Source organism: Parafrankia irregularis, from assembly GCF_001536285.1.
In the GTDB taxonomy this organism is placed as follows: domain Bacteria; phylum Actinomycetota; class Actinomycetes; order Frankiales; family Frankiaceae; genus Parafrankia; species Parafrankia irregularis.
This window is the reverse complement of the sequence record NZ_FAOZ01000002.1, coordinates 200,875-227,805: the sequence shown is the minus strand read 5'-3', so window position 1 is coordinate 227,805 and position 26,931 is coordinate 200,875. Positions and strand designations below refer to the sequence as shown.

The 26,931-nt window shown below is 70.9% G+C and carries 29 protein-coding genes; 11 read left to right on the top strand and 18 right to left on the bottom strand.

Translation table 11 applies throughout. The annotated features are described in order from the left end of the window. Positions 1-54 precede the first annotated feature (54 nt). The 4 genes from AWX74_RS03505 to AWX74_RS03490 form a co-directional block, all read right to left on the bottom strand. The gene (locus tag AWX74_RS03505) at positions 55-1,374 is read right to left on the bottom strand and encodes an ABC transporter ATP-binding protein (RefSeq protein ID WP_091271516.1); all 1,320 of its coding nucleotides are present in this window, start codon (positions 1,372-1,374) and stop codon (positions 55-57) included. Further along, positions 1,371-2,702 (bottom strand): extracellular solute-binding protein, encoded by a 1,332-nt coding sequence (locus tag AWX74_RS03500; protein ID WP_397311815.1) that lies wholly within the window; start codon positions 2,700-2,702, stop codon positions 1,371-1,373. Before AWX74_RS03500 ends, AWX74_RS03505 begins: the two co-directional genes overlap by 4 nt. 80 nt (positions 2,703-2,782) lie before the next feature. Then, on the bottom strand, positions 2,783-3,658 hold the full coding sequence (locus AWX74_RS03495; RefSeq protein ID WP_091271514.1) for a carbohydrate ABC transporter permease: 876 nt from the start codon (positions 3,656-3,658) through the stop codon (positions 2,783-2,785). A gap of 59 nt (positions 3,659-3,717) precedes the next feature. Next, a complete protein-coding gene (locus tag AWX74_RS03490; RefSeq protein WP_242666059.1) occupies positions 3,718-4,725 on the bottom strand; it encodes a carbohydrate ABC transporter permease in 1,008 nt (335 codons plus the stop codon). A gap of 480 nt (positions 4,726-5,205) precedes the next feature. On the opposite strand from AWX74_RS03490, the gene AWX74_RS03485 reads away from it, so the two are divergent. The 4 genes from AWX74_RS03485 (at position 5,206) to AWX74_RS03470 (ending at position 9,419) form a co-directional block, all read left to right on the top strand. After that, positions 5,206-6,567, top strand: a complete 1,362-nt coding sequence (locus tag AWX74_RS03485) for a DUF349 domain-containing protein (protein WP_226931067.1) — start codon at positions 5,206-5,208, stop codon at positions 6,565-6,567. Positions 6,568-6,891: 324 nt separating this feature from the next. Further along, positions 6,892-7,797: a helix-turn-helix domain-containing protein gene (locus AWX74_RS03480; protein ID WP_091271508.1), complete on the top strand. Its 906-nt coding sequence runs from the start codon at positions 6,892-6,894 to the stop codon at positions 7,795-7,797. A gap of 41 nt (positions 7,798-7,838) precedes the next feature. Beyond that, complete coding sequence (locus tag AWX74_RS03475; RefSeq protein WP_054568013.1) at positions 7,839-8,306, top strand: hypothetical protein; 468 nt, start codon at positions 7,839-7,841, stop codon at positions 8,304-8,306. A gap of 192 nt (positions 8,307-8,498) precedes the next feature. Next, positions 8,499-9,419 carry an aldo/keto reductase gene (locus AWX74_RS03470; protein ID WP_235498068.1) on the top strand — a complete coding sequence of 307 codons (921 nt, stop codon included), beginning with the start codon at positions 8,499-8,501 and terminating at the stop codon, positions 9,417-9,419. 125 nt (positions 9,420-9,544) lie between these two features. Here the strand turns inward: AWX74_RS03470 and AWX74_RS03465 are convergent, their stop codons facing one another. Further along, the gene (locus tag AWX74_RS03465) at positions 9,545-10,027 is read right to left on the bottom strand and encodes a DUF1269 domain-containing protein (protein WP_091272040.1); all 483 of its coding nucleotides are present in this window, start codon (positions 10,025-10,027) and stop codon (positions 9,545-9,547) included. A gap of 78 nt (positions 10,028-10,105) precedes the next feature. On the opposite strand from AWX74_RS03465, the gene AWX74_RS03460 reads away from it, so the two are divergent. Then, positions 10,106-10,630, top strand: a complete 525-nt coding sequence (locus AWX74_RS03460; protein ID WP_091271506.1) for an O-acetyl-ADP-ribose deacetylase — start codon at positions 10,106-10,108, stop codon at positions 10,628-10,630. Here the strand turns inward: AWX74_RS03460 and AWX74_RS03455 are convergent. Then, positions 10,517-11,554 carry a class I SAM-dependent methyltransferase gene (locus tag AWX74_RS03455; protein WP_242666058.1) on the bottom strand — a complete coding sequence of 346 codons (1,038 nt, stop codon included), beginning with the start codon at positions 11,552-11,554 and terminating at the stop codon, positions 10,517-10,519. The genes AWX74_RS03460 and AWX74_RS03455 overlap by 114 nt on opposite strands. Positions 11,555-11,742: 188 nt before the next feature. Here AWX74_RS03455 and mshA point away from each other — a divergent pair, with 188 nt between their 5' ends. Together mshA and AWX74_RS03445 are read left to right on the top strand one after the other, a co-directional pair. Then, on the top strand, positions 11,743-13,074 hold the full coding sequence (mshA, locus tag AWX74_RS03450) for a D-inositol-3-phosphate glycosyltransferase (RefSeq protein WP_091271503.1): 1,332 nt from the start codon (positions 11,743-11,745) through the stop codon (positions 13,072-13,074). A gap of 4 nt (positions 13,075-13,078) precedes the next feature. Then, a complete protein-coding gene (locus AWX74_RS03445; RefSeq protein ID WP_091271501.1) occupies positions 13,079-13,573 on the top strand; it encodes a type III secretion system chaperone family protein in 495 nt (164 codons plus the stop codon). A gap of 323 nt (positions 13,574-13,896) precedes the next feature. Here the strand turns inward: AWX74_RS03445 and AWX74_RS03440 are convergent, their stop codons facing one another. Further along, a complete protein-coding gene (locus AWX74_RS03440; protein ID WP_091271499.1) occupies positions 13,897-14,481 on the bottom strand; it encodes a nitrobindin family protein in 585 nt (194 codons plus the stop codon). Between the two features lie 249 nt (positions 14,482-14,730). Between AWX74_RS03440 and AWX74_RS03435 the strand changes: the two genes are divergently transcribed. Both AWX74_RS03435 and AWX74_RS03430 read left to right on the top strand, forming a co-directional pair. Next, positions 14,731-15,093 (top strand): DsrE family protein, encoded by a 363-nt coding sequence (locus AWX74_RS03435; protein ID WP_054568020.1) that lies wholly within the window; start codon positions 14,731-14,733, stop codon positions 15,091-15,093. A 166-nt stretch (positions 15,094-15,259) separates the two neighbouring features. Further along, positions 15,260-15,511 carry a hypothetical protein gene (locus AWX74_RS03430; RefSeq protein WP_091271497.1) on the top strand — a complete coding sequence of 84 codons (252 nt, stop codon included), beginning with the start codon at positions 15,260-15,262 and terminating at the stop codon, positions 15,509-15,511. Positions 15,512-15,629: 118 nt separating this feature from the next. Here the strand turns inward: AWX74_RS03430 and shc are convergent, their stop codons facing one another. The 10 genes from shc to AWX74_RS03385 all read right to left on the bottom strand — a co-directional run bounded on the left by shc (position 15,630) and on the right by AWX74_RS03385 (position 24,000). After that, entirely contained in the window at positions 15,630-17,834 is a 2,205-nt protein-coding gene (gene shc, locus AWX74_RS03425; protein WP_091271494.1) for a squalene--hopene cyclase, read from the bottom strand. A gap of 158 nt (positions 17,835-17,992) precedes the next feature. Next, complete coding sequence (locus tag AWX74_RS03420; RefSeq protein ID WP_091272038.1) at positions 17,993-18,676, bottom strand: TetR/AcrR family transcriptional regulator; 684 nt, start codon at positions 18,674-18,676, stop codon at positions 17,993-17,995. A gap of 363 nt (positions 18,677-19,039) precedes the next feature. Continuing rightward, a complete protein-coding gene (locus tag AWX74_RS03415) occupies positions 19,040-19,339 on the bottom strand; it encodes a DUF1416 domain-containing protein (protein WP_006542398.1) in 300 nt (99 codons plus the stop codon). 2 nt (positions 19,340-19,341) lie between these two features. After that, positions 19,342-20,175 (bottom strand): sulfurtransferase, encoded by an 834-nt coding sequence (locus AWX74_RS03410; protein ID WP_054568022.1) that lies wholly within the window; start codon positions 20,173-20,175, stop codon positions 19,342-19,344. A 199-nt stretch (positions 20,176-20,374) separates the two neighbouring features. Further along, positions 20,375-20,452: a putative leader peptide gene (locus tag AWX74_RS42380; protein WP_369809810.1), complete on the bottom strand. Its 78-nt coding sequence runs from the start codon at positions 20,450-20,452 to the stop codon at positions 20,375-20,377. 49 nt (positions 20,453-20,501) lie between these two features. Next, positions 20,502-20,894, bottom strand: coding sequence for a thioredoxin family protein (locus tag AWX74_RS03405; protein ID WP_091271491.1), 393 nt, complete (start codon positions 20,892-20,894; stop codon positions 20,502-20,504). Positions 20,895-20,911: 17 nt separating this feature from the next. Beyond that, a complete protein-coding gene (locus AWX74_RS03400) occupies positions 20,912-21,679 on the bottom strand; it encodes an LmeA family phospholipid-binding protein (RefSeq protein ID WP_091271489.1) in 768 nt (255 codons plus the stop codon). Then, the gene (locus AWX74_RS03395; protein WP_091271486.1) at positions 21,676-22,764 is read right to left on the bottom strand and encodes a hypothetical protein; all 1,089 of its coding nucleotides are present in this window, start codon (positions 22,762-22,764) and stop codon (positions 21,676-21,678) included. The genes AWX74_RS03400 and AWX74_RS03395 overlap by 4 nt, the downstream gene beginning before the upstream one ends. Before the next feature lie 121 nt (positions 22,765-22,885). Continuing rightward, positions 22,886-23,140 carry a MoaD/ThiS family protein gene (locus AWX74_RS03390; RefSeq protein ID WP_091271484.1) on the bottom strand — a complete coding sequence of 85 codons (255 nt, stop codon included), beginning with the start codon at positions 23,138-23,140 and terminating at the stop codon, positions 22,886-22,888. Between the two features lie 77 nt (positions 23,141-23,217). Further along, positions 23,218-24,000 (bottom strand): alpha/beta hydrolase, encoded by a 783-nt coding sequence (locus tag AWX74_RS03385; protein WP_242666057.1) that lies wholly within the window; start codon positions 23,998-24,000, stop codon positions 23,218-23,220. Between the two features lie 218 nt (positions 24,001-24,218). Between AWX74_RS03385 and AWX74_RS03380 the strand changes: the two genes are divergently transcribed. Together AWX74_RS03380 and mshD are read left to right on the top strand one after the other, a co-directional pair. Next, positions 24,219-24,959 carry a response regulator transcription factor gene (locus AWX74_RS03380; RefSeq protein ID WP_006542391.1) on the top strand — a complete coding sequence of 247 codons (741 nt, stop codon included), beginning with the start codon at positions 24,219-24,221 and terminating at the stop codon, positions 24,957-24,959. Between the two features lie 488 nt (positions 24,960-25,447). After that, complete coding sequence (gene mshD, locus AWX74_RS03375; protein WP_091271482.1) at positions 25,448-26,440, top strand: mycothiol synthase; 993 nt, start codon at positions 25,448-25,450, stop codon at positions 26,438-26,440. Here mshD and AWX74_RS03370 read toward each other — a convergent pair. After that, complete coding sequence (locus tag AWX74_RS03370) at positions 26,404-26,823, bottom strand: STAS domain-containing protein (RefSeq protein WP_242666056.1); 420 nt, start codon at positions 26,821-26,823, stop codon at positions 26,404-26,406. The two genes, mshD and AWX74_RS03370, sit on opposite strands and share 37 nt — an antisense overlap. Positions 26,824-26,931 lie beyond the last annotated feature (108 nt).

The following is a 26,931-nucleotide window of genomic DNA, read 5'->3' as shown; positions in this document are numbered from 1 at the left end:
AAAACCTTCGCTCTTCGAGCTGGCTACGGATCGAGACGGCAGGACGGCAGGACGTCAGGACGGCTGCCGAGCGGCGGGCACGGGAAGGGAGCGGCCGTCCGCCCCGAAGCACAGCAACGCCGAGGCGGGCGCGGTCACCGTCACGACCTCGTCCGGCACCACCGGGACACTGACGTCCACCCGCAGGCCGAGCATGCCCGCCGCGGACCGCACGAACATGGTCCGTTCCGCGCCGAGCCGCTCCGCCACGACAACCTGCCCGTGCAGGCTCAACCCGCTGTCCGGCGCGTCCGGACCGGCGCCGTGCGCCGCCCTGTCCGCCGCCCGACCGGCCGCACCAGCAGCTCCACCTGCACCACCGGCGGTCTGACCGGCCGCTTCGCCCGCCGCCCGGCCTCCCGCGCCGCCGGCCGGCCGACCTGTCACCTCACCGGTCGACACCGCCGGGGCACCCGGGCCGGCGGACGAGCCGGGGACGTCCCGGGAGGTCCCGGGGGAATCCCCGGCTCGGACCAGCCGCAGGTGCTCCGGCCGAACGCCGACGGCGACCGCGGACGGCGGCGCCGCCACGGAGAAGCCCGGGCCGTTCAGACGGCCCTTGGCCCATGTGCCCTCGAGCACGTTCATCGGCGGGCTGCCGACGAAGGTCGCCACGAAACGGGTGGCCGGCAGGTCGTAGATCTCGTCGGGCGTCGCGATCTGTTCGATGGCGCCCTGGTTCATGACCGCCACCCGGTCCCCGACGGCCATCGCCTCGGCCTGGTCGTGGGTGACGAAGACGGCCGTGGTGCCGAGCTGGCGCAGCAGGTCGACGATCTCCACCCGGAGCTCGACCCGCAGCTTCGCGTCGAGCCCGGACATCGGCTCGTCCAGCAGGACGACCCGGGCCCGGGTCGCCAGCGCCCGGCCGATGGCCACCCGCTGGCGCTGGCCGCCGGACATCTGGGCCGGCCGGCGGCGGGCCAGCTCCGCGATGCCGAGCATGCGCAGCGTCTCGTCGGCACGCGCCCGCGCCGCCGCGCGTGACATCCCGCGGCCGTAGCGCAGCGCCAGCACGAGATTGTCCTGCGCGGACAGGTGCGGATAGAGCGCGTAGTGCTGGAACACCATCGAGACGTCCCGCTGGTGCGGCGGGACTCCGAGCTGGCTGCGGCCGTCGAAGCGCAGCTCGCCGGTGGTCGGCTGCTCGAGGCCGGCGAGGATGCGCAGCAGGGTCGACTTGCCCGAACCGGACGGGCCGAGCAGGGCGACGATCTCGCCCGCGGCGATCGTCAGGTCAACGCCCGCGAGCGCGCGCACGGAACCGAAGTCCCGGCCGATGCCGACCGCGTCGACCTGCGCGCCCGGGGTGGCGATGACCGCGTGTGTCGTCACTGGTTGAAGCTCTCTGCCTCTGCCTGGGCCGCTGCCAGGGTCTGGTCGATGTCCGCACCGCCCATGATGCGCACGACCTGGTTGTTGATGGCCTGCGGCAGCTCCGGGCCACGGGCGCCGGCCCAGGACGGTGGCGCGACCAGCGACGGTGCCAGCTCGTTGAACGCGGCGAGCTGGGGGTACTGGCGGTAGAACGGCGCCAGCCGGGCCAGCGCGTCGGAGTCGACGGGCAGGTAGCTCAACGACTCGGTGCTCGCCGCGACGACGTCCGGGGCGAGCAGGGAGACGACCAGCTCGGTCGCCATCTCCCGCTGGCACCGGTCGGTGGCCAGCACGGTCAGCGCGTTGCCGCGGGCCACCGGTGCCTGCCTGCCCGCGGGCAGCGTGGGGAACGGCACCGCACCGGCCCGGAAGCCACGCGCCCCCTGGTCCTGGATGAACTTCAGCCCGCCGGCGAGCGACTCGACCGTCATCACGGTCATCGCGGTCTCCTTGCGGTACCCGAAGCGGAGCAGGCCCTGGTTCGTCGGATCGGTCGACTGTGGTCCGTAGGTGGCGGCCTTCGCGAGGAACTGCGCCGCCTCGCGGGCCTGCGGCGTGTCCAGCCGGGGCCGGCCGTCGTCGCCCTGGATCGGCGCGCCCTTGGAGCTGGCGAGGGTGTTCAGCACCCACTGACCGAACTGCTGGCCGGTCGGGATGTCGATGGGCTGGACGTCCTGCCCGGACGTCGCGATCTTCTCGGCCGCGGCGAGCACGCCGGCGGTGGTCGTGAGCGAGCCGGGATCAACCCCGGCCTTCTCCAGGACGTCGAGGTTGTAGACCAGCGCCAGGGTCGAGACCTGCTGGGGTATCCCGATCTGGCGGCCGCCGATCTGGCCGAGCCCGACCAGCCGCTGGTCGTAGGAGGCTCGCAGCAGCCGCGGCGACAGCTCCTGCGCACCGAGCCGCCCGGCGAACTCCGGCAGCAGGTCGAGGCCGGCGACCGCGACGTCGGCCCGCTGGCCGGCGGCGGAGTCCGTGCTCAGCTGCTGGGCCAGCCCGGCGTAGCTGGTGGCCGATGTGACGAGCTCCACCGTGAGCCCCGGATGCGCCTTCTCCATGGCGGCCTTGCCCGACCTGGCGACGTTCTCGAGGTTCTCGATCGTGTACAGCCGCAGGGTTCTGACCGCGGCGGCGCACTGCGACGACGCCTTCGAGCCCGTCGCGTCGTCGACCCCGGTCGTCGCGGAACGCGCCGTCGGGCCGAGGCTCCGGGCCGGATCAGGCGGTGCTGAGCCGCCTCCGCCGCAGGCGGCGAGGGTGAGCAGCGCCGCCGCGGCGACCGGCACCGCGCGTCGGCCACGGAGAGTTCGGTCGCGCAGTGTTCGGTTCCGAAGTGTCCGGCCACGGAGAGTTCGAATACCAGTGATCATGCCGCCTGCCCAGTGCCCGAGATCCCCGCCGACAGCCGCCGCTGGGCGACGACGAACACGAGCAGCGTCGGCAGGCTGATGATCAATGATCCCGCGGCGAGCTGGGCGAAGTCGGGAAACGCCGAGTTCTTCGTGGCGAGCCCGGCCAGCGCGAGCGGCGGGGTGGCGATGTCGGGCGACCGCGCGACCAGCAGCGGCCAAAGGTACTCGTTGAACGAGAGCAGGAAGCTGAACACGCTGACCGTGGCAATCGCCGGTGCGCAGAGCGGGACGATGACCAGCCGCAGGGTGCGCCAGGTCCCGAGCCCGTCCATCCGTGCCGCTTCCAGCACCGACGCGGGAATCGTCGTCATGTACTGACGCAGCAGGAAGATCGCGGCGGCATGGCTCATGAACGGAAGGACCAGGCCGACCCGGGTGTCGGCGAACCCGAGCGCCGAAATCGTCACATAGTTGGGGACAGCCGTGACCTGCGGCGGGACGAGCAGGGTGGCAAGCACGACACCGAAGAGCACCGAACGGCCACGGAACGGCACCCAGGCGAACGCGTACGCCGCGGGGATCGCGGTGATCAGCTGCAGCGCCAGAATCGCCAGGCTGACCAGGACACCGGTGACGAGCGCCGACCCCAGATCGGCCGCCGTCCAGGCGTTCTCGAACGAGTCGAAGCTGACCGAGGACGGCAGCGGGTTGGACGAGAACGTGAGGGCGTTCTGCGGTGGGCCCAGGGCCGTGCGCAGCATCCACACGAACGGGAGCAGCGCGGCGGTGACACCGACCGCGAGAAACGCGAACCGCGCCGTCGTCGACACCGCCCGGGCCGGGCGCAGCGGCGGGCTCACCACCGCACCGGTGCCCAGGCCCGAACCCACACTCGACCTCGCTCTCACCCTCGACCTCGACCTCGCGCCCGGGCCCGCATCCCGGCCCGTCACGATCGGCGTCCTTCCGCCGCGGAGGCAGCGCCCGCGGAACCCGCACCGGAGGCCGCGGGGACGGTGACAGCCGGTGTCGGCGCGCCGGCGTCAGTGCCCGCCGCGGCGTCCTCCCGGGCCGTTCTGAGCCGGCGGCCCAGCAACGCGCCCGCGGCGCCGAGAAGCACCACTGCCACCAGCAGCAGGAGAGCAATCATCGACGCGTAGCCGATCCGGTAGGAGCCTTTGAAACCGACCTCATAGATGTAGTAGATGATCGTGGTGCTGGAGTCCAGCGGTCCGCCTTCGGTCAGCACCGCCACCGTCTCGAATGTCTGCAGCGTCAGAACGGTGACGAATACCGCCAGGAACACCGTCGTGGGAGCCAACAGCGGCAGGGTGATGTGGCGCAGGCAGGCCAGCCCACGGATCCCGTCCACATCCGCCGCCTCATGGACGGACCGTGGAATCGCGGTGAGACCCGCGAGGTAGACCACGAACACCAGGCTGGTCAGGCGCCAGCCACCGACGAGCGCGACCACCGGCAAGGCGGTGGCCTTGTCGCCCAGCCAGTCCACCGGGTCGATACCGACGACCCCGACCAGGGTGTTCGCCAGTCCGTCCGGGTTGCTGTCGAAGATGTATTTGAAGACCACGGCCATCGCGACCATGTTCGCGCTGGCCGGCAGAAAGAGCGCGAAGCGGACCAGCGGGCGGCCCCGGGTGACCCGCTCCGCCGCCAGCGCCAGCAGCAGGCCGAGCAGCACGGACGGAATAACCGTCAGCAGGCAGTAGACGAGGGTGTTACGGACAGCGCGCCCCAGATCCGGGTCCGCCAGTGCTTCCCGCAGATTCGCCGTCCCGACCCAGTGGAAGTCGAGACCGGTCAGTTTCTTGTCGGTGCCGGCCACGAAGGCGGACACAAGTGCCGGCCCGATCACGAACACGCACAGCCCGACAAATGCCGGCGCGACCAGTGCGGCCGCCCGCCAGCCATCCCGTCCGGCTCCCGTACCCTCCGCCACGGTTATGCATCTTGGCCCCGGCCGGAGCGACACGCACGCACCGGGGTGTGTGGAAATCATGAACAGCCCGGGTCATTCCCGCCACAGCCTGGTGAGGCGCGGGCTGCCCGGGCAGCGCAGGTGCGGGCGTGACGCTGGTCGCGGCACCCGCCCACACCGCCAGGCCACCGCCGGCCCCTACCGCCGGCCCGCAACCAAGCCCGCAACCAGTCCACAATCGCGCCACTACCAGGACACCGCCAGGCCACCGCCGAGCCACCGCCAGTCCGCTCGCAGGCCTGCAGCCAGGCCTGGTCGCAGGCCACCGCCGGGCGCCCGAACGCCGCCAGGCCACCGGGCCGCACGGGTGCCGCGACGCGCGACGCGCTCGCCGCGACCACGGGCTCCGGCGGGCCCGACGCGGCTGGCGGCACGGCGCGCGGGCGCTGCGCCAGATCCGGTGCCCGCCGACGGTCCCCTTCTGGCCGAATGCCTGCAACAATGACAGGCATCTTGATGTCGATCTTCGGGAACGCGATGAGTGACCGCAGCGACGGCGGACGCGACGACAGCGCACGCCTGGGCACCGGGCCTGATGCGGCTGCCCGCCACCACGACGGGGACGGACGTCCCGGCGGAACCGGCGGCAGCGACCAGGTAAGCAACGACCAGAGCGAATGGGGCCGAGTCTCGTCCGACGGCACGGTCTACCTCCGCACCGCCGAGGGCGAGCGGGCGGTTGGTTCCTGGCGCGCGGGCAGTCCGGAGGAAGGTCTCGCACACTTCCGCCGGCGGTTCGACGACCTGGCCGCCGAGGTGGTGCTGCTGGAGCGGCGGCTGACCGTCAGCGGCGTCGACCCCGCCGGCATCGCCGGCAGTGCCCGGCGGCTGCGCGACGGGCTGGCCGAGGCGGCCGTGGTCGGTGATGTGGGCGCCCTCGCCGCCCGTCTCGACGCGGTCCTGGCCGCGACGGACGTCCGGCGCACGGAGCTCGCGGCCCAGCGCGCCCAGCGGGTGGCCGCCGCCGTCGCGGCGAAGGAGGAACTGGTCGCCGAGGCGGAGCAGCTCACCCGCAGCTCCGAGTGGAAGGCGACCAGCGAGCGCTTCCGCACCATCGGCGAGGACTTCCGCGCGATCACCGGTGTCGACAAGCGGACCGACTCGGCGCTGTGGCGGCGGATCGCGGTGGCCCGTGACGAGTTCACCCGCCGCCGAACCGCACACTTCGCCGCGCTCGACACCCAGCGCACCCGCTCCCGGGAGCGCAAGGAAGCGATCATCGCCGAGGCGGTCAGCATCTCGGGCTCGAGCGACTGGGGTGCGACGACGGCGCGTTACCGGGCTCTGATGGTCGAGTGGAAGTCGGCCGGGCGGGCCGCGAAGGACGTCGACGACGAGCTGTGGAACCAGTTCCGCGCCGCGCAGGACGCGTTCTTCAGCCGGCGCAACGCCGTCAACGCCGAGCGCGACGCGGAGCTGCGGGCCAACCAGGCCAGCAAGGAGGAGCTGCTCGCCGAGGCGACCGCGCTCGACCCCGCGGACGTCGAGCGGTCACTGCGCCGCTACCGGGAGATCCAGGACCGTTGGGATGCCATCGGGCATGTCCCGCGTGACGCTGTGAACAGTTTGGAGCGCCAGCTCAGCTCCATCGGCGACAAGCTGCGTGAGGCCTCGGACGCCCGCTGGGACCGGCGGGAGATCGAGGAGTCACCGTTCCTGCGCAAGCTGCGCGAGTCGATCACGAAGCTCGAGGCGAAGCTGGAGCGGGCCCGGGCCAACGGGCGGGCCCGCGAGATCGCGGAGGCCGAGAGCGCGCTGGCCACCCAGCGGGCCTGGCTCGCCCAGGCCGAGCAGCAGAGCTAGTCGCGCCTCCTTCGCAGGTGCGTGCGGCGGTGCTGTGGTGGGCTCTGCCGTGCCGACCTGGGCGGGCGGGTCCGAAGAGTGGAGGGTTTTCGTCGTTCCGACGGCCAGAATCCTCCACTCTTCGTGCTTTCCAGGTGACCCGCTGCCCCTTTTAGCCCGATCCATCTACCCGAGCGAGACCACCTGAGCCGGCCACATCCGCGTCTCGCCGCCGACGACACCACTCCGAACGCGGCGGTTGTGCTAACTGTCCGCTTGCCAGAGCTAGCATGCGGCCGTATCGTCCGGGGTGTCAGGGCGTAGTTGCGGAGGTGGGTGACTGCCGTGGCGGCAATCCACGTGAAGGATGTCGGCGACTTCATCCGTGAGCAGCGGCGCGGAGCGCAGATCTCGTTGCGTCAGCTCGCGCGGCAGGCCGGCGTGAGCAATCCCTACCTGAGCCAGATCGAGCGCGGCCTGCGCCGGCCGTCGGCCGAGATCCTCCAGCAGATCGCGAAGGCGCTGCGGATCTCCGCGGAGGTTCTTTACGTGCAGGCCGGGATTCTGGAGGAACGGGAGGGCGGCGAGGATCTGATCGCCGCCGTGCACGCCGACGACACGCTGACCGAGCGGCAGAAGCAGGTCATCGTCGACATCTACGACGCGTTCCGCCGGGAGAACGCGCTCACCGGGGCGTCCTCGGGCGCGAAGCCGGCCGAGGCCCCACTTCCCACGGCCAGCGGCCTGAAGCCAGAGGCGCCGGCCGTTCCGGAAGCACCGACTGCACCAGAAGCACCGACTGCACCAGAAGCACCGGCTGCACCAGAAGCACCGGCTGCTCCAGAAGCACCGGCCGTGGAATCCGGCGCGGAGGCCGTCTCACCCAGGGCCGGCAAGGTGCGGAGGACCCGGAAGGCCGGCACCACCCCGCCGAAACCATCCGGTACGTCCGCTCCGGACGGCTCTGGCAGCTCTGACGGATCTGACAGCTCTGGCGGCGAGGGATCCGGCGCCGCCAGGCCGGCCGGGCGCAGGTCAGCGTCGGCCGGCACCCGACGCACCGCCGGCGCCGCCCGTTCGGCCTCGAAGGCGGGGGCCGGGAGCAGGACGCCGCGTAGCAGCGGTACGAAGCGCACGTCGGCCACCGCCGCCAAAGGCTCCAACGCCGTTGGTTCCAAGACGGCGGCAGCGGAGGCCGGCGGCGAACCCACCACGGCATCGGCGCCGCCGCAGGACGACAGCACCACCTGACCCAACAACATCACAATCAGCGGAGATCACTAGGAGATCACATGGCCACCACCCGAACCAGCGCAAAGGCAAAGAGCGAAGTTCCGGCGCCCAGCTCCGACGTCCGCAAGCCGCTCTACGCCTCCGTCGGCGCCGCGGATGCCGCGGTCGAGAAGCTCCTGACGCTTCCCGCGGCCTACGGCACAGAGGTTCGCCGGATCTCGGACCGGGTGAGCCAGATTCCCGCCCAGGCGGTCCGGGTACCCGTCCAGGTCAGCTCGGCCGTCCTGGCGCTGCCGATCACGGTCGGCTCCCAGATCTCCGACCTGCAGGGCCGGGCGACCGAGCTCTACAACTCGTTCGCCAGCCGCGGCGAGAAGCGCGTCGCGGGCATCCGCCGCAGCCCCTCGACCGAGGAGGCCGTCAAGCGCACACGGACGGCAGCCAGCCAGACCCGGGCCGCTCGCACCTCGACGCGCCGCGCGGCCAGCGCGACCGGACGCGCCATCAGCGACGCGGTCACCCAGTAGCAGCGGTCACCCGGTAGCAGCGCTCACGGGCACCCGAAAGCAGCACAGCCACACAAAAAGGACCACCAGCACACAACACGGCCAACCCGCCGACTCCGCGCACCACGAACCAGGCCCCCTGAGTGCCACCGGTTCGTGGTGCGCGTGTTGTATCGGGGCATGCGCTATCGTCCCCTGGGTTCTTCGGGCCTGATGGTCTCCGTCGTTGGGCTTGGCTGCAACAACTTCGGCTCGCGGGTGGACCTCTCCGGTACCCGCGCCGTCGTCGACGCCGCACTGGATGCGGGCGTCAACTTCTTCGACACCGCCGACACCTACGGGAACAAGGGCGGTTCCGAAACGCTGCTGGGGCACGTGCTGCGTGGGCGGCGCGACGATGTCGTCCTCGCCACCAAGGTCGGCAAGGACATGGGCGGCATGTACGGCCAGGACTTCAACGCGCGGGCATCGCGCCGCTACATCCGCAAGGCCGTCGAGGGATCGCTCAGCCGGTTGCAGACGGACTACATCGACCTCTACCAGCTCCACTCCCTCGACCCGTTCACCCCGATCGAGGAGACCCTGGAGGCCCTCGGCGAGCTCGTCCAGGAGGGCAAGGTCCGCTACGTGGGCTCCTGCAACCTCGACGCCTGGCAGGTGGCGGACGCGGAGTGGACCGCCCGCGCGTCCGGAACAACCCGCTTCATCTCGGCGCAGAACCACTACAACCTGCTCACCCGGGAGCCCGAGGCCGAGCTCGTGCCCGCCACCCTCAAGTACGGCATCGGTGTCATCCCCTACTTCCCGCTCGCGAACGGCGTGCTGAGCGGCAAGTACCGGCGTGACGAGATGCCACCGCCCGGCACCCGCCTGTCGGGACGTCAGGACGAGCTCACCGACGAGCTGTTCGACCGTGTCGAGGTGCTGGAGGCCTTCGCGCGGGAACGGGACCGCTCCCTGCTCGACGTCGCGATCGGCGGACTCGCCGCCCAGCCCGGGGTGGCCTCCGTGATCGCCGGTGCGACGACCGCCGAGCAGATCCGGGCCAACGCCGCCGCCGGCCAGTGGCAGCCGCGCCCGGACGATCTCAGCGTGCTCGACAAGATCGCCCCGACCCGACGTCCGGTGTCCTGACCTCCACCTCCTGAGCGGTGCGCTGAGCCGACGTTCTGGGCCCAGGTTGGCCCCGGGGCCGCTCCCCGGGGCCAGAACGGCCAGCGCCGTCAGCATCGTCAGCGCGGCCAGCGCGGCCAGCACCGTCAGCGTGCGGTCGGCTCGCCCCGCAGCGCGCGGATCAGGGCCCCCTCACGTTCCGGGGACAACGACGTCCTGATCACCATCGGCCGGTACTCGCGCAGCGCGTCGACCACCGCCGGATGGGACCGCCGGACGAGCAGGAACACGGCGGCACGACCTGGCTGGAGACAGCCGACGACCCGGCGGACCATGGCGCCGTCGATCGGCTCGGTCACCAGCAGCCGTCCCGCGATCGCACCGCACCCGGCACCTACCAGCAGGCCGACCATCGGCGCGAGGAAGAGCGCGCCGACCGCGCTCCCGCACGCCGCGCCGCTCAGCGCCGCCGACCGGGTCCGGTGCGTCAGGTGCCTCACCTGCACCGTGCCGTCGTCGTCACGCCAGGCCAGGGCCTCGTCCGCCAGGTTGATGGTGCCCGCCCGGGACATTCGCTGACACCGGGCCCAGACCTCCTCCGCCTGCTGCCTGCTGTCGAACTCGAGCACGACCAGTTCCGCCACAGACCCATCGCATCGCAGGCCATTGACATCTGGCAAACCGAGGGAGTCGGTTAGAGTGTCCGTATGGTCACGGTGAGCCTGCTCCAGGGTGACATCACCAGCCAGGCCGTCGATGCGATTGTGAACGCCGCGAACTCGTCGCTACTCGGTGGTGGTGGGGTCGATGGGGCCATCCACCGGGCTGGCGGGCCCGAGATCCTCGCGGCCTGCCGGCGGCTCCGGGCCGGCGCGCTGCCCGACGGGCTGCCCACCGGCGGCGCGGTCGCCACCACGGCCGGCCGGCTGGCGGCCCGCCACGTCATCCACGTCGTCGGCCCCGTGCACGCGCCCGGGCAGGACCGTTCCCATCTGCTCCGTTCCTGCTACACGCAGGCCCTCGCGGTGGCGGATGAGATCGGCGCACGCACCGTCGCCCTGCCAGCCGTCAGCGCCGGCGCATACGGCTGGCCGGCCCGCGATGCCGCCGACATCGCGCTAACCACCGTGCTCACGGCTCCCACCTCCGTCAAGGAGGCCAGGTTCGTCCTGTTCGACGAAGCGATGCTCCGTGTCTTCACCGAGGCTCTCGGCGCTCTCCAGCCACGATGAGCCCACGCCGGACGGCGGCAACCCCTCGGGGCCGGGCGGCGTGGGCCCGGCATCCAGCCGCGTGCGCCCGGCATCCAGCGGCATAGATCCGAGGCCGGGCGGTGTGGGCCCGGGACCGGGCGGCCAGGCGACGGTGAGCTCACCGAGCCGCCACCGGTGCGGGCCGTCGAGGACCAGCCAGCCGTCCCGGCGCAGCAGCCCGGCGGCGGCGATCCAACGCTGTCGCGGCCCGAACGCGCCTCGCGGCGCCGAACGCTCCCAGGCCGCATCGAACGAGGTGAGCAGCGCGTGGACGTCCTCACCGGGCACATTGCGCGCGATCAGGCTCTTGGGTAGCCGCGGCGCGAGGTCGGACGGCAGGGTCAGGCTCCCCAGGTGCGCCGAGAAGGTCAGGCTCCGCGGCCGGCGATCGGGCCCAAGAGCGAACCAGCAGGCCCGGCGGCCGATCTCGTCGCAGGTCCCCTCCACCAGGATTCCGCCGGGCTGCAGGCGTCCCACCAGGGCGGCCCAGGCCGACTCGACCGCGCCCTCCTCGTACTGACGCAGCACGTTCATCGCCCGGATGACGACGGGCCGCAGGCCCGCCAGCTCGAATCCGCCGCGGGCGAACGTGAGCCCGGGCGGGCGGGCAGCCGGTTCTGCGGCGGCGACCCGTTCCGGCGCCAACTCCAGCCCGACAACCCGGACGTCGGCCCGCACCGGGCGGAGCCGGTCGTACATCTCGACGGTGGTGACCGGCGACGATCCGAAACCGAGATCGACGACGAGCGGGTCCGCGGCACGCCGCAGCACCGACCATCCCGCCGACGCCAGCCACCGGTCGACCCGGCGCAACCGGTTCGGCGCCGTGGTGCCCCGGGTGGGCAGACCAAGCGCCCGCGCACGGCCAGCGGCCAGGCGCGGCCGGCGCCGCGAAACTGTCACTCCGCTCACATCCCTCTCGAAACCCCGGCCGTGAATCCCTTGTTCGCACAGGGTCGGTCGGATGGCGCCCACCCGGTACGGGCACATACAGCTCATGCCGAGTGTGCCGGGCGGGCATAGGAGGGCCGCCGCCCGGGTTGAATGACGTTGGCGCAGGTCGTCCGCTTGGTCGCTAGTGGAGGTGGTTGGTGCACCTGGTCGATGGCCGTCCGCCGGACCGGCGTGACGCCGCTGCGCCGAGGACGCAGAGGACGCCGAGGTCACCGTCACGGGTGGCGATGCTCTCGATGCACACGTCGCCGCTCGAGCAGCCGGGAACCGGTGACGCGGGCGGCATGAACGTCTACATCATCGAGCTCAGCCGCCAGCTCGCCGCGCTCGGCACCGAGGTCGAGGTGTTCACCCGCGCGGTCAGCAGCAAGCTGCCGCCGACCGCCGAGATCGCCCCCGGTGTGACGGTGCGGCACATTCCCGCCGGCCCGTTCGAGGACATCGGCCGCGCCGAGCTGCCGGCCTGGTTGTGCGCGTTCACGGCGAACGTCCTACGCACCGAGGCCGGGCAGGACGCCGGCTGGTTCGACCTGGTCCACTCCCACTACTGGCTGTCCGGCCAGGTCGGCCTCTCCGCCGCCCGGCGGTGGGGCGTGCCGCTGGTCCACACCTCCCACACCCTGGCGAAGGTCAAGAACGCCTCGCTCGCGGACGGCGACCGACCGGAACCGGAGCTGCGCCTGCATGGCGAGCAGGAGGTGATCTCGGGCGCAAGCCGCCTCATCGCCTCGACGGAAACCGAGCGCCGTCACCTCGTCGACCTCTACGGGGCCCCGCCCGACACAGTGGACGTGGTCGCCCCCGGCGTCGACCTGGATGTCTTCCGGCCGGCCGGCGACGGCGACGAACGGGCCGCGCGAGCCCGGCTCGGCTTCGACCCCGACACGCAGCTCCTCCTCTTCGTCGGACGTATCCAGCCGCTCAAGGCTCCGGACGTCCTGCTCGCCGCCGCGGCCGAGCTCATCCGCCGGGACCCGGAACGACGCAGCCAGCTCGCCGTGGTCGTGGTCGGCGGACCCAGCGGCTCCGGGCTCGAACGCCCCGACGCCCTGGTGAAGCTTGCCGCGGAGCTCGGCATCACCGACATCGTCCACTTCCAGCCACCCGTACCGCACGATCAGCTCGCCTCCTGGTACCGCGCGGCCACCGCCGTGGTCGTGCCCAGCCACAGCGAGAGCTTCGGTCTGGTCGCCGTCGAGGCACAGGCCTGCGGCACCCCGGTGGTCGCCGCCTCCGTCGGCGGCCTGCGCACCGCCGTCGACCACGGGACGTCCGGGGTCCTCATCCGTGGCTGGGAGCCGGCGGACTACGCCACCGCACTGGAACGCATCCTCACCGAGGAGCGGTGGCGACGGCATCTCGCCGCGGGCGCCCGGGCCCGCGCCGCGGGCTTCGGCTGGACCGCGACCGCACGCGGTGTCCTGCGCAGCTACCAGGCCGCCATCGCGCCGAGCGCCGTGGCAGTCTGACGACATGACGCCCTCCATCGACGTCGCCGAGCGCGAACGTCTCGACAAGCTGATCAAAGCCGGGCTGGACGACCTCGGTGTCGCCTACGAACACTCCGACACCGGCGCCTTCCTGGTGACGTTGGAGGGCGAACACAAGCTGCGCACGATGACGTGGCTGGTGGTGCAGGACCACACGTTGCTCGTGGAGGCCTTTTTCATGCGCGCTCCGGCGGAGAACGCCGCCGGCACCTACGGCTTCCTGCTGAGCCGGAACTCCCGCACCTACGGAGTGCACTTCTCGATCGACAGCATGGGCGACATCTTCCTCACCGGGCAGGTCCCGCTCAGCGCGATCACCCCCGACGAGATCGACCGGCTGCTGGGCTGCGTCGGCACCTACGCCGACGAGAACTTCGACCCGGCCATCGCCATCGGCTTCGCCGGCGCCATCCAACGCGAACGCGCCTGGCGCGCCAAGCTTGCCGCCGACAGCGGATCCGCCGCGCGACCCGCGTAACGCCGCCACATACATGGCCACGTCGACACGAACCATCATCGACAGGAAGCCCAGAACCACAGCCCATGTTCCAGCAGGACGGAAACAGTTTCCCCTCGCTGGGGTCGGTGGTTCACCTCGGCCGGTCGTTAGTAGCAAAGCAGGAAGCGGGCGATGCCCACAGAGGCCCGCACCGAAATCTGACGCGACAGGTCGGGTGCCGAAAACCCAGGTCGAGTCAGATCATGCACCCGATCACCAGGCGGGAGCCATGGCCGCGCGGAATCGAAACACCCAGAGGAGGCCCACACCTCCGCCGGGTGGCTGCTTCACCGCCGGCCGGATTATTCCTTCACGCGGTGAAGACGAGCCGAGAGGTGGGACTGGAGTGGCTTGCCGCTGGCCTCCATGTCGATCGCATACGCCAGATCGCCGCCCTCAACGAGGCCGTACAGCCGCACCGAGCGGGTGACCTCACGGGCGGTGGTGGTTCTGATCAGAACGTTCGAGTCGAGGTCCACCCTGGTGCCGGCGATGGTCCCGACGTAGATCTCGGCGATGCCGAACGGGTGGGCCAGCATCACCTCGACGATCGGGTTGCGGTTCACCTTGCCGTCGGGGCCGGGCTCGGTGGCGGGTGGCTGCACCCGCCAGAATCCCGTCTCGGTGGCCAGGGGGCTGCCCGGCTCCCGGCCGTCCCGAGGCTCGTCGGCCCACCAGGTGTGCGACACATAGCCGAGCGCTGGACGCCCGTCGGCGGCGAAGGTGATCTCCTGGCCGTAGTGGAAGGACTCCATGCCCTCATAGCCCCCTACGCCCTCACCGCGCCAGGTGCCGACGAGGAACGCCAAGGGCAGCAGACTCGGATGAAGCTCTGACGAGGACGCCCCCTTGCCCGTCCGCACGTCGCCGGTCGTGTCGGTACCCATCGGCTTCCCGCTCCCCCCATGCCCTTCTGCCGTCGGCGCGCTCACCTGCGCGTTCCTGCCCTGTCTGCGCGCCGGCCCGCTCAGCGCCGGCCCCCGTACAGCTTGTAGACGGCGTACCCGGAGAACCAGGCGATGAGCATCGCCATGGCCACCAGCAGACCGCTCGCGAAGTAGTGCAGCACGGAGCACAGCCTAGGCTTACCTCCTGCACGCTCCGCAGCCGTGTACCAGGCAGGGCACACTGGGCGGGTGACCCGCTCGCTTGTCATCAAGGTGACCGCCGGTGCCGACGCCCCGGAACGCTGTTCTCAGGCCTTCACCGTGGCTTCGGTGGCCGTGGCCTCCGGTGTGGATGTCTCGCTGTGGCTGACGGGTGAATCAGCCTGGTTCGCTCTTCCCGGGCGTGCCGCGGAGTTCAGCCTGCCGGAGTCTGCACCGCTCACCGACCTGCTGGACGCGGTTCTGACCGGCGGCCGGGTCACCGTCTGCACCCAGTGTGCGGCACGGCGCTCCTTCGGTCCCGAGGACGTGATTCCAGGGATCCGCATCGCCGGCGCCGCGGTGTTCGTCAGCGAGGCCCTCGCGGAGGACGTCCAGGCCCTCGTGTACTAGCCGTGTGCTGAGCCAAATGCCTGCTGAGAGGCGCATACTGCCTCCCGCATGTGCTCATCGCACGTGCGGGAGGCGGGCGACGTCTTTCTGCACGCGCAGCGCAGACCACTGATGGCACACGACACGTCACGTTCACCGCGCGATTGCAATGCGCTTTCATGATCGCATGATGCCGGAGTCCGAGATGCTCTTCGCCGTGGTGCAGTTCGAGGAGGCGGGCCGAAATACGGTCCGTCGGGTGGTCGCGCCGTTCCCGGATCGCAGTGCCGCGGCGACCTTCGCCACCGATAACGACCTGCGCCACTTCACCGTGGGCCCGATGGCCTTCGCGGTCCCCACCAGCATCCCGTTCGATGGTCCGCCGCGGACTACCGCGCACCCTCGCGACCTGCCCGCCCCCCGCGACGCGCCGACCTAGCCGACATGCCGAGCCAGCCGACGACGCCGAGCCAGCCCTCGACAACGCCGAGCTGACTGACATGCCGAGCTGGTCGAGCTGACTGACATGTCGAGCTGGTCGACGCGCCAGGCTCGGACTAGTGGCCGGGCCGGGACTTCGGGTCCACGACTGTCGGCGGGGGCGACGTCCGCAGGGAGTGGCCGTAACGACCGAGGGCCAGAACCGGCCAGATCAGGCGATACCCGTTGTAGTTGAGGTAGAATTCCCCCGGAAAGCCGGTGCCTGTGAACTGGTCCTCGTCCCAGGTCCCGTCCGGGCGCTGCTGTTCGGCAAGCCAGTCCGCGGCCCGTGCGAGCGCCACCGCCACGTCGGGCCCTTGCTCTCCCGCCAGCAGCCCGAGCATCCCCCAGGCCGTCTGCGACGCTGTGGACACGCCCCTGCCGTTCCACCGCGGATCGCTGTAGGAACGCAGGTCCTCACCCCACCCACCGTCGGAGTTCTGGCGGGACAGCAGCCAGGCGACGCCATCGCCGATGGCCGGGTGGGTCGGCGCCAGCCCTGCGGCGGCCAGCGCAGGCAGGACGGATCCGGTGCCGTAGACATGGTTGACGCCCCAGCGGCCGAACCACGAACCGTCCGACTCCTGATGGTCCAGCAGCCAGGACACCCCACGCCGCGTCCGGGGATCCTCGGTCAGCCCGGCGTCGACGAGAGCCTCGACAACGTGGGCGGTGACGTCCGCAGACGGCGGATCGGTGAGGGCGCCGAAGTCACCGAACGGAATCTTGTAGACAAGCGTGCTGGTGTTGTCCGAATCGTAGGCGCCCCATCCACCGTCACTGGACTGCAGGCCGAGCAGCCAGGTCACGGTCCGATCGGTTGCGGATTCGATCTTCTCTGGCGCGGGATGACGGACATGCCGCAGAGCGAGGAGTACCTCGGCGGTGTCGTCGGTGTCGGGATAGGTGTCGTTCTCGAACTCGAACGCCCAGCCGCCGCCGGGCAGGTCCGGGTGGTTCACCTGCCAGTCACCGCTGCGATCACGGATCTCCTGGCCGAGCAGCCAGTCGGCGGCCCGCAGCAGCGCCGGGTCGTCCGGCTCGATGCCGATGACGTCGCCCGCCTCGACGATCGCGTTCACCGCGAGCGCCGTGTCCCAGACGGGAGACTGCGAGGCCTCGATCATCCGCGCCCCGTCGGGGAGGGTGACCGAGTAGTCGTCGAGAGCTTCCAGCGCTGCCTTCAGCACCGGATGCGCAAGGTCATAGCCGAGCAGCCGCAGCGCGATGATCGAGTACACGGCCGGCGGCTGGATCCCGCCGAAGCAGCCATCGGCCTCCTGCCGCGCGATGATCCAGCGTTCCGCCGTACGCATCGCGTGCCGGCGCAGCGGGCCGATCGGGTGATGGTGATAGCGGTGCAGCCCGGCATCGACCCACCGGAAGAAGGGCTTCCAGCCAAGCGGCACCATGCCGCGCAGCCCAAGGATGCCGCGCAGCGCGGATCCGACACCCGCGCTGACACCGTGGCCAGCACCGCCACTGCCGCCCCCGGCACCAACGCCGGACCCAGCACCGGCTCCAGCACCGGCGCCGGTTCCAGCGGCCACCGACGTCGTGGAACCGGAACCATCCGGATCGTCGACCGACAGCTCCTCCAGGCCGAAAGGTGCCGGACGGACCGGACGGAGCGCGAAGACGATGGTAAGGGGAACAATGGTCTGCCGAGCCCAGGATCCGAACGAGTAGATGCTCAGCGGGGCCTGGTGGGGCAGCAGCATGATCTCGGGTGGCAGCACGGGCAGATCCTCCCAGCGCCACCAGCCGAAAAGAGCCATCCAGATTCTGGTGAACACCCGGGTGGCGGGAACTCCGCCGTTCTCCCGGATCCAGGACGCAGCACGTTCCATATGTGGGGCCGACGGTTCGTCACCAGCCAGCCGAAGGGCTATGTAGGACTCGACCGTGATGGACAGTTCACCCGGTCCACCGAAGTACTGCGGCCAGGAGCCGTCCGCCAGCTGGCGGGAACGAATGAACTTCGCGGAGGCCGCCGTGAGGGACTCCGTACGAATTCCGAGGAACTCGCGCAGCAGCAGGTCCTCGGCATCCATGGTGGTGTTGCTCTCCAGGTCGAACTTCCACCAACCGGTGCTGTCCTGCAGGGACAGCAGGTGCTGGGTGGCCCGGCGCAGCGCGCCGGCCAGCCGGTCCGCGCCGTCACGAACGTCGCGAACATCGCGAACATCGCGTTCCGCCTGGTCACGTACCGCGGCGGAAGCATCGACAACCTGCTCGGGAATATGGTGCCCGATTGCCTCGGAAACCCGGGAGACAGACATGATTAATCCTTGCGTCTTCTGGATGAACGCAACCGCGTCGCCAGCTCTGGTCCGACCTTGAAGCACTTGCTGGCGTGCCTGAATTTCGCGCTTCCGCCGGCCCACTGGGCCGGCGGATGATTTTCTGGTGCTGGCCGGGCGCGGCCAGCACGGGCGGTTCAGGTTCTGAGGCAGATCCGATCGAGACACTTCTCCACCACGGCGAGAAGCTCCACCAGGTCCGTACTGCCCGATCGGCACCAGGAGCGGATTGCCACCTGAATGGCACCGAGAAAGCTGACGACAATCATCTGGGCGTCCAGTTCGGTGACCGTCGAAAGGCTCGCCTGGGTTGGCACGGTGCCGGCAACCGACCCGTCGACGCCGGCGCCGCCTCCGGTTCCACCGCCGACCAGGAGCACCTCGTTGTCGACAAGCTCCATGGCGAGACGGTCACCGATGACGATCAGCCGGCTCAGCACCGCGCCGGCCAGTGGGGTGGCCTCGTCACTGGGCAGCAGTTGATCGGCGTAGCGCCGCAACGAGCCTCCGTCCGGCGACATCAGCGCCCAGGCGCTGAGGGCCGCGCATCGCAGCGCCGTCAGCGGCGGCTCGTCGGCGGGCCGGCGGCGCAGTGCCGCAACAGTCAGATCGCCCATCTCGTCCAACGGTGCGAGCGCGATCGCCTCCTTGCCGGTGAAGTACCGGAACAGGGTGCGCACCGACACGTCCGCTCCCGCGGCGATCTCCTCGAGTGTCGCGCTGTCGAAGCCCTTCTCCTGAAACAGCTCGTGCGCCACCTCGATGATCGTCTGACGGGTGCGCCGCTTCTTCCGTTCGCGCAGGCCCTCCGCCTCAGCCACCGCCGACACCCCCCTTACGCCCCTTGCTACCGCCGCCCGATGCCACGCGCCCCATCCGCGACAACCTCGATCCCCCCGGATCGTGGTGTCATGGACGAACATACGCCACCATCGGACAACTGTCAGCTCATGACACTTATATTTTTACCCCCGACGACGGGACCACGGCAAGTCGACCCGGGTCGCGATCACCCACTCAGGCACCCACGCCCACACGCACACACACACGAAAAAGCGGCCGGGCTCCGGGGAACGTGCTCCCGGAACCCGGCCGCTGCCGAACCTGCGATCTACCGGCCGCGTGGGCCGTGGCCGCGTGGGCCGTGGCCCTTGGCCACCACCGGCCTCAGACCATGGCCGGCCTCAGACCGTGACGTCGACCTGGGTGTCGACCGGCTCACCCTGGCGGGCGACGACCTTGCGCTCGCCGGTCGCGCCCGGAACCAGGGCGCGGACCGTCCACTCGCCAGGACGCGCGAAGAAGCGGAACTGGCCGGTCGCCGAAAGCGGCACCTCGGCGGTGAAGTCGCCACCGGAGTCGAGCAGGCGGGCGTAACCAGTCGAAACCGGCTCACCGCCGGAGACCACGACTCCCTGGATCACGGTTTCCTTGGCCACGTCAATTCCTTCCACAGATGGTCCACCACTGGTCGCACCGCACATGATCAGGCGCCCTTCTCGATCGGCACGCCCACGAGCGAGCCGTACTCGGTCCACGAGCCGTCGTAGTTCTTCACGTTCGCGAGACCAAGCAGCTCGTGCAGGGCGAACCAGGTGTGCGCGGAACGCTCACCGATCCGGCAGTAGGCGATGGTGTCCTTGGTCAGGTCAACCCCGACCTCGGCGTAGAGGGCCTTCAGCTCGTCGTCCGACCGGAAGGTGCCGTCCTCGTTCGCGGTCTTCGCCCACGGGACGTTCTTGGCCGTCGGGATGTGGCCGGCCCGCTGCGACTGCTCCTGCGGCAGGTGCGCCGGGGCGAGCAGGCGACCGGAGAACTCGTCGGGCGAGCGGACGTCCACCAGGTTCTTCGAGCCGATCGCGGTGATGACCTCGTCGCGGAAGGCCCGGATGTCGGTACGCGCCTCGGAGGCGGTATAGCTGGTCGCCGGACGCGGCGTGACGTCGGGGGTCAGCTCGCGGCCGTCCAGCTCCCACTTCTTGCGGCCGCCGTCGAGCAGGCGGACGTCGGCGTGGCCGTACAGGACGAAGTACCAGTAGGCGTAGGCGGCGAACCAGTTGTTGTTGCCGCCGTACAGCACCACGGTGTCGTCGTTCGCGATGCCCTTCTCGGACAGGAGCTTCTCGAACTGCTCCTTGTTCACGAAGTCGCGGATGATCGGGTCCTGCAGCTCGGACTTCCAGTCGAGCCGGACGGCGCCGGGGATGTGCCCCTTGTCGTAGGCCGAGACGTCCTCGTCGACCTCCACGAGCACGACCTTGGGGTCGCTGGCGTGCTCTTCTGCCCAGGTCGCGTTGACCAGCGCGTTCTCGCGGCTCATGCGCGCGTTCCTTTCGCGGTTGCGGAACAGGGGACGAGACAGGTATGGCATCCGGGACGGTGCCCGGAGGTGGCGTTGCGGCAGGCCGCGGCCCGAGGCGAAGCAGGGGACGGAGACGGAGCGGAGCAGGCGGAGGTACGAGGTCGAGGCTCGCTCGGTACGCCCAAGGAACCCGGGCGCGGACTAGGTCAACGCGCTGTCAGGAACCGCAACACAAGCAGCTGCCCACGCGGCACAGGTCGACCGCGCGGCGCTTCACAAGCAGGACGCTGCACATGGTTCGTGTCACGGTAGCAGCGAATGTCACTTCTGTGTTAACCCTTACCCTAAAGATCTACCGGGGCACCATCTGGGCCCGGCTCCCGATCTCCGGGTGCGACCTCGACCAACGACGCCAGGGTCGCGATCACCGCCGCCTTCGTCGGCGGGGCACCGGTCACCCGGCGCACCTCGGTGCCCGACCCGTCGAGGATCACCACCGTCGGGGTGCTGCGAATGCCCAGACGCCGCACCAGCTCCAGGTGGGACTCCGCGTCGATCTCCACATACCGCACGCCGGGCACGAGCGCCGCGACGTCTGCCAGCTGGCGCCGCGCGGCCCGGCAGGGCGCGCAGAAGGCCGTCGAGAACTGCAGCAGCGTCGCGACCTCACCGGGCACCTGGCCGAGCGCGGCGAGCTCCGCGACCAGATCCACGGCTGGGCCCAGGTCGGGGTCCATGGCGCGGGCCCGCCGCCTCAGAGACCCGAGGAGCCGGCCGGCACCCCGGTCTGCGCCAGGTCGGCATCGAGCAGCACGTTCTCACCGCCCGCTGTGAACGTGAGCCGATCGGCACCCACCACCACGGACCGCAGCCCCATGTTGAAGGGCAGCCCGGTGACCGGCACCTTGACGGTGAGCAGTTCCCGCAGCGGTTCCAACAGCTGGGTCGGGATCACCGCGCCGAGACCTGCCGTGAGGTCGCGGGGAGTGAAGGTGACCGAGTCGGCGGCCACACCGATGTCGGCGATACCCGAGACCGGGTACTGCGAGCCCAGCACCTCGACCGTTCCGCTGATCTCGAGGCCCTGCCCGGCCGGGGCGACTCTGGCGGGTGGGTTCTGCGTCGCGAGGTAGGCGTTGAGGTCGTCGAAGGTGAGGTCGACCTGTGCCTTCACCTGGTCGACCGGTACCTGCTGGACATCCTGGTTCAGGACGTCCGAGAGCGGCAGGTGGACGCCGGCCAGTTCCGCGCGGAGCCGGTCGACCCGGACGCCGTCCCGCTCATAACCGCGGATCTCGATGTTCACGTGACGGTACCTGCCCGCGGTGACCTGGGTGAGGAACGGAAAACCGCCGAGCGACACCGTCGGCCGCTCGGCGAGGTTCTGCGAGGCCTGTGCCCTGGTGGCGATCTGATCCGCGACGACCCGGGCCGCGACCCGGTCGAGCACACCGAGAATGACCAGCGCCACGACAATCGTGACGCTGAAGGCGATCAGGCCCCGCCGCGCGGTGCGGCTCATCCGGGAAGCTGACGACCGAGGAGGTACACGACGGGTGCTGCCAATGCCAGCGGGAGCAGCACGTCCAGCAGCATCCCGGCCGCGGGGCCGAGGCGGGGTGCGGTGAGCGCCCCGCCGAATCCGGCCGACGCGACACAGGCGGCGGCCACACCGCCGGCCGCGGCGAGGACGGTGGCGGTGGCGACACCGAGGCCCGTGAACTCGCCGAAGATCACCCCCGCCACGGTGCCCGCGGCAGCCGCGGACACCGCGCCGACGACCGCGCACACCCGCGCCCGACCGAGGCCCGGAACGGCATCCGAATCCGGTACGGCATCCGTCTGCGGTACGGCATCCGGATCCGGCACGGCGCCCGGGACCATGCCCGGACCGCGCGCGAAGGTGGCTGCGAGCAGTGCCGTCACCAGACGGCCGACGAGCACCGCGGCACCGACACCGAGCAGGCCCGCGATGACCATCTCGTCGGCGGGGTGCTCGGCACCCGCCTCGGCGCGCAACACCAGGAAGCCGGTGAGGAAGGCGGCGATGCCGGCCCCGCCGAGCGCGGCGGTCATGTCGCCGCTCACCCTGTCGGCAGCCCGCTGGACACGATCGGCCGCGACGGCGCCGGCTGCGGCCGTACCGGTTGCCCCGACCGCCGGCACGCCCGCCGCCGAAACACCCGGTGCCGGCGTAGCGCCGCCGCGTAGGCGGCGGGCCAGCTGGTAGAGGACCGTGACACCGAGGGACACACCCACGACGCCCGCGACCGTTCCGATGCCGTTGTCGTCGTAGCCGTGCGCGCCGTAGCCGTGAGCGTTGTCGCCACCGAGCGGCCAGAGCACGGCGAGATCGCAGGCGAGCGCGCTGCCCGCCACCACCACCATCGTTCCCGCGGAGGCGCGCAGGGCCCCCGTCCAGGCCCAGGCCAGCGCTATCTGTGCCACGAGGACCACACCCGCGAGCGCCCATGGGCCGGCGATCGCCGCGAACGCGGCGCCCGTGACCAGCACCGCGATACCTGCGCCGACCGCACCCGCACCCGCGAGGGCGGTGGCGAGCCCGGCCTCACCCGGCAGCGCGGCCACGCCGGCTGGCCGGACCACGTCCGAAGATCCGGACAGTCCGGACGAGCCAGGCTCGGGAACAGGCACCGCACCATGCTGCCACGGGCGAGCGAACCGGAATCCACTGCCCTGGGTGGACGTACGTGTCCTTCCGTCGTGTTCACCCCCCGGCGAACGGGGGCAGCACCTCCACCACCGACCCTTCTCGCAGGTTGACGTCCTGCGGGTCGCGTCGACCGACCGGCATCTCGTCGATCAGGAAGGCACAGCGGGCCAACACCGTGGCGAGGGCGGCGCCGCGGCGGCGCGCGACGTCATCCAGCGCCACGGCGAGCGTCGGCGCGTCCACCTCGTCCTGCTCGACACCGGCCGCCTCCCGGGCCGCCGCCCAGTACCTGACCACGATGCGTGCCACTGCGCATCCCTCGCTTCGCCGTAATCGTCGCCGTAGTCGCCCGGCTGGTCGCCCGGGTGTTCGCGCCTGGACGGCGGTCACCGGGTCGGCGCGGGACCGGTCTCCCGCGCCATCCGTCGCGCGCACTGCGTCCACTCCGGGCGACCGGCGAGCAGATCGGGCAGGTGTGCCCCGATTCGATCGACCAGCCCCGGGACGACGCCGGCCTCGGCGTGCCCGAAACCGGGCACGAGCCACAGCTGCCCGGTGTCACCGGCGGCGGCCGCCAGCGCACGTGGATGTTCCACAGTGAAGTACGCATCGCGGTCACCGTGCACGATGAGGACAGGGGTTGGCGCGATCCGCCCGATCACCTCGACGGGCGAGGCGGGCACGGCCGGCCAGGGGTCCGTCGCGATCCGCACTCCGAGCCCGACCCGGGCGGCGATCCGCCCGGGCGCCGTCTCGGCGAACCAGTGGATGCGCCGCATGGGCGCCGTGTCGCGGACGAACCACCGGCTCGCCGCGCTGACCGAGACGACTGCATCAGGCCGGTACCGAAGCCGGTGTCCGTGTGTGACCTCTCCGGAGATCGCGAGGCCGGCGTGCCGCAGAACGGCGGCGCCACCCATGGACCACCCCATCGTGACCACCTTCTGGTAGCCCATGCGACGTGCCTCACCCACGGCCGCGTCGACATCCAGGACCTCGCGGTCCCCGAAGGTGCAGGTGCCCGTCGACCTGCCGTGACCTCGAAGGTCCATGGACAGCACACCCACGTGCCGGCGCAGTTCCTCTGTTACAGCACGCAGCGCGGGCCGCCCGATCGATCCGGAGAAGCCGTGGGCGACGACCACGCAGACGGCGTCACGCCCTGTCACCGCGGGGTCACGATGAAGCAGCTCCGTGGCCAGGATCTCAGCGTCTGCGGTGGGAAGAAGTCGATAGACCGTAGGAGCGGAGTAGGGCACTCCGCTATCCTCCCCTGCAGACCGGTACTCGTTTCATGCCCATGACGGTCGTGGAACGTAGGACACCGGAGACAAGGATCGCCTGGGTCGACGCTGCCCCAACACACATCGCACCTGGAGGAGCCGTCTTGAGCGTCGTCCTGTTGCTCACCAACGCCCCCGGTCCGTCGGCCGAGTCCTTCCCGTCCCTTGGCCTCCTCACCCACACCGTCCGTGTGGCGCCGTTGGAGGCAAGCGCACTGCTCGACGCACCTCCAGTCGATGTGATCGTCGTTGACGGCCGCCGCGAGCTCGTCATCGCGCGGGGCCTGTGCCGGCTGCTGCGCACGACCGGGCTCACCACCCCGCTGCTGGCGCTGGTCACCGAGGGTGGCCTCGCCGCGGTCTCGGCGGACTGGGGCGTCGACGATGTGGTGCTCGACACGGCCGGGCCGGCCGAGGTGGAGGCTCGTCTGCGGCTTGCCATCGGGCGGGTCGCGGCCGCGGGCGGTACGGCAGAGGCCGGAGTGATCCGGTCCGGTGACCTCTCCGTCGACGAGACCACCTACTCCGCCAAGCTGCGGGGCCGTCCGCTCGAGCTCACGTTCAAGGAGTTCGAGCTGCTGAAGTACCTCGCGCAGCACCCGGGGCGGGTCTTCACCCGCGCACAGCTCCTGCAGGAGGTCTGGGGCTACGACTACTACGGCGGCACCCGGACGGTGGACGTGCACGTCCGCCGGCTGCGCGCGAAGCTCGGCCCCGAGCACGAGGCGATGATCGGCACCGTCCGTCACGTCGGGTACAAGTTCGTCGCCCCGCCGATCTCGCCGCTGCCCGACACCGCCAACCGCCTGGATCGGGACGACATCCGCACTCCCGAGCGCGTCTGACCGGTCCGCCGACTCGACGCACGACCAGTACCACCGCACCGCTGGCGCCCGCTCAACGACCGGTGCCGGCGCAGCATCACCAGCTCCACCGCGCAGACAGCGAACCGTGCTGAGAACCGCGCGCACCGGGAAGGGCCCGGTGGCCGTCCGGAGAACGGCTACCGGGCCCTTCCGGCGTGTTCGGGGTCCGAGGCCTTCGCCCGGCCGCGACGCTCCCCGGCGCCCGGCCTCCTGCTCCGGCGGTACACGCGCTCCGGCCGTGCACGCACCGGCTGATCGGCGGGCCCCACCCGCTGCGCTGGCGACACGCATCAGGACGGGCCCGGTAACCTGCCGGTTACCTGATGACATCGACGCCTTCGCACCCCGGCGGCTCCACTCGCGCACGGCGGCCGGCCCCCGCCGACACTGCTCACTTTGACAGTGCATATTTCGACAGCTCACTTTGACGGTGCATGTTTCGACAGCGCACTGGCTAGCGTTGAAACATGACCTCGCTGAGCTGGCTCGACACCCTCGACGCGACTGACGTGGCGGCCATCACCGAACTGCTGACGAGCGCGGAGCAGGTCGACGGCAACGGCGGGATCTCCGAAGATGTGCGCCTCACCCTGCGGCCGGGCGGGAGCGCCGGTGGTGTGGCCCACCTGGTCGCATGGGACGGATCGACGCTCGTGGGTTTCGCCGCGGTGGGCGGGGACCCCTCGGAGCGGCAGGCCGAGCTGGTCGTCCACCCCGATCATCGCCGCGCCGGAGTCGGCAGCGCGCTGGTGCGGGAACTGTCCGCGGCGGTGGCCGGGTCGTCGCAGCTCAACATCTGGGCCCACGGCGACGCACCGGCAGCCGCGGCGCTGGCAGGCAGTGCCGGCTTCGAACGGGCGCGGGTACTTCTCCAACTGCGCCGTCCCCTGATCGCGGCCAGCAGCCCAACGGCCAGCAGCGCAACGGCCACGGCGGACGACGACCTGCCGAGCCTGACCGTCCCCCCGGGTTTCACCCTCCGGACCTTCGAGGTGGGCAGGGACGAGGAGGCCTGGCTCGCGATCAACTCGGCGGCGTTCGCCACGCACCCCGAGCAGGGCCGCTGGACGATGGACGACCTGCGCGCCCGCGAGGCGGAACCATGGTTCGACCCGGCCGGCTTCTTCCTCGCCGAACGGAACGGTCAGCTGGTGGGCTTCCACTGGACGAAGGTTCACCCCACCGACCCGATGCCCGCCGGGGACCCGCAGGCGGCGCCCGGACCGATCGGTGAGGTCTACGTGGTGGGCGTCGCGCCTGAGGCGGGCGGCGCGGGCCTGGGCCGGATTCTCACGATCGCCGGCCTGCGACATCTGCGGGATCTCGGCCTCGCCACGGTGATGCTCTATGTGGACGAGGACAACGATCACGCCGTCCGGCTCTACACCCGCCTCGGTTTCCATCGCCATACCGCCGACGTCTCCTACCAGCGGGTCGCCCCGGGGCGTGATCGAGGCTGACCGGCGAGAGTCGGCTGACCGGTGCGAGCCGGCTGCCCCTGTGCCGGCGCCACCGGCGAGTGGGCCGGCGCCACCGGCGAGCCGTGGTCGACATCGATCACAGTGGTCAGATTCGTCACGGAGAGCAGCCGGTAGGCGTTCTCGTTGAGATTGCGCAGGATCAGGCGCCCACCGGCCGACCGCTGCCGCTGGTGGGCGTAGAGGATCACGGCCAGCCCCTGTGAGTCCAGGAACGTGACCTCACGAAGATCGACGACAATCTCGCGGACACCGGCGATCCGCGCGTCTAGCAGTGCCTGCCGTAGCGGTTCCAGCGACGAGTAGTCGATCTCGCCTTCCGGGTGCACCACGACGGCATCTCGGCCGGTCACTTCCACACGCACGCTGGGGACCATGGCTCCGGTCGGCCGGACGATGGTGCGAGGCGGGAAGCCCGGCCGAGCTGGCCTCCCGCGGCGCGACGCGCTCCGGACAAGCGCGATCGCCCAGCA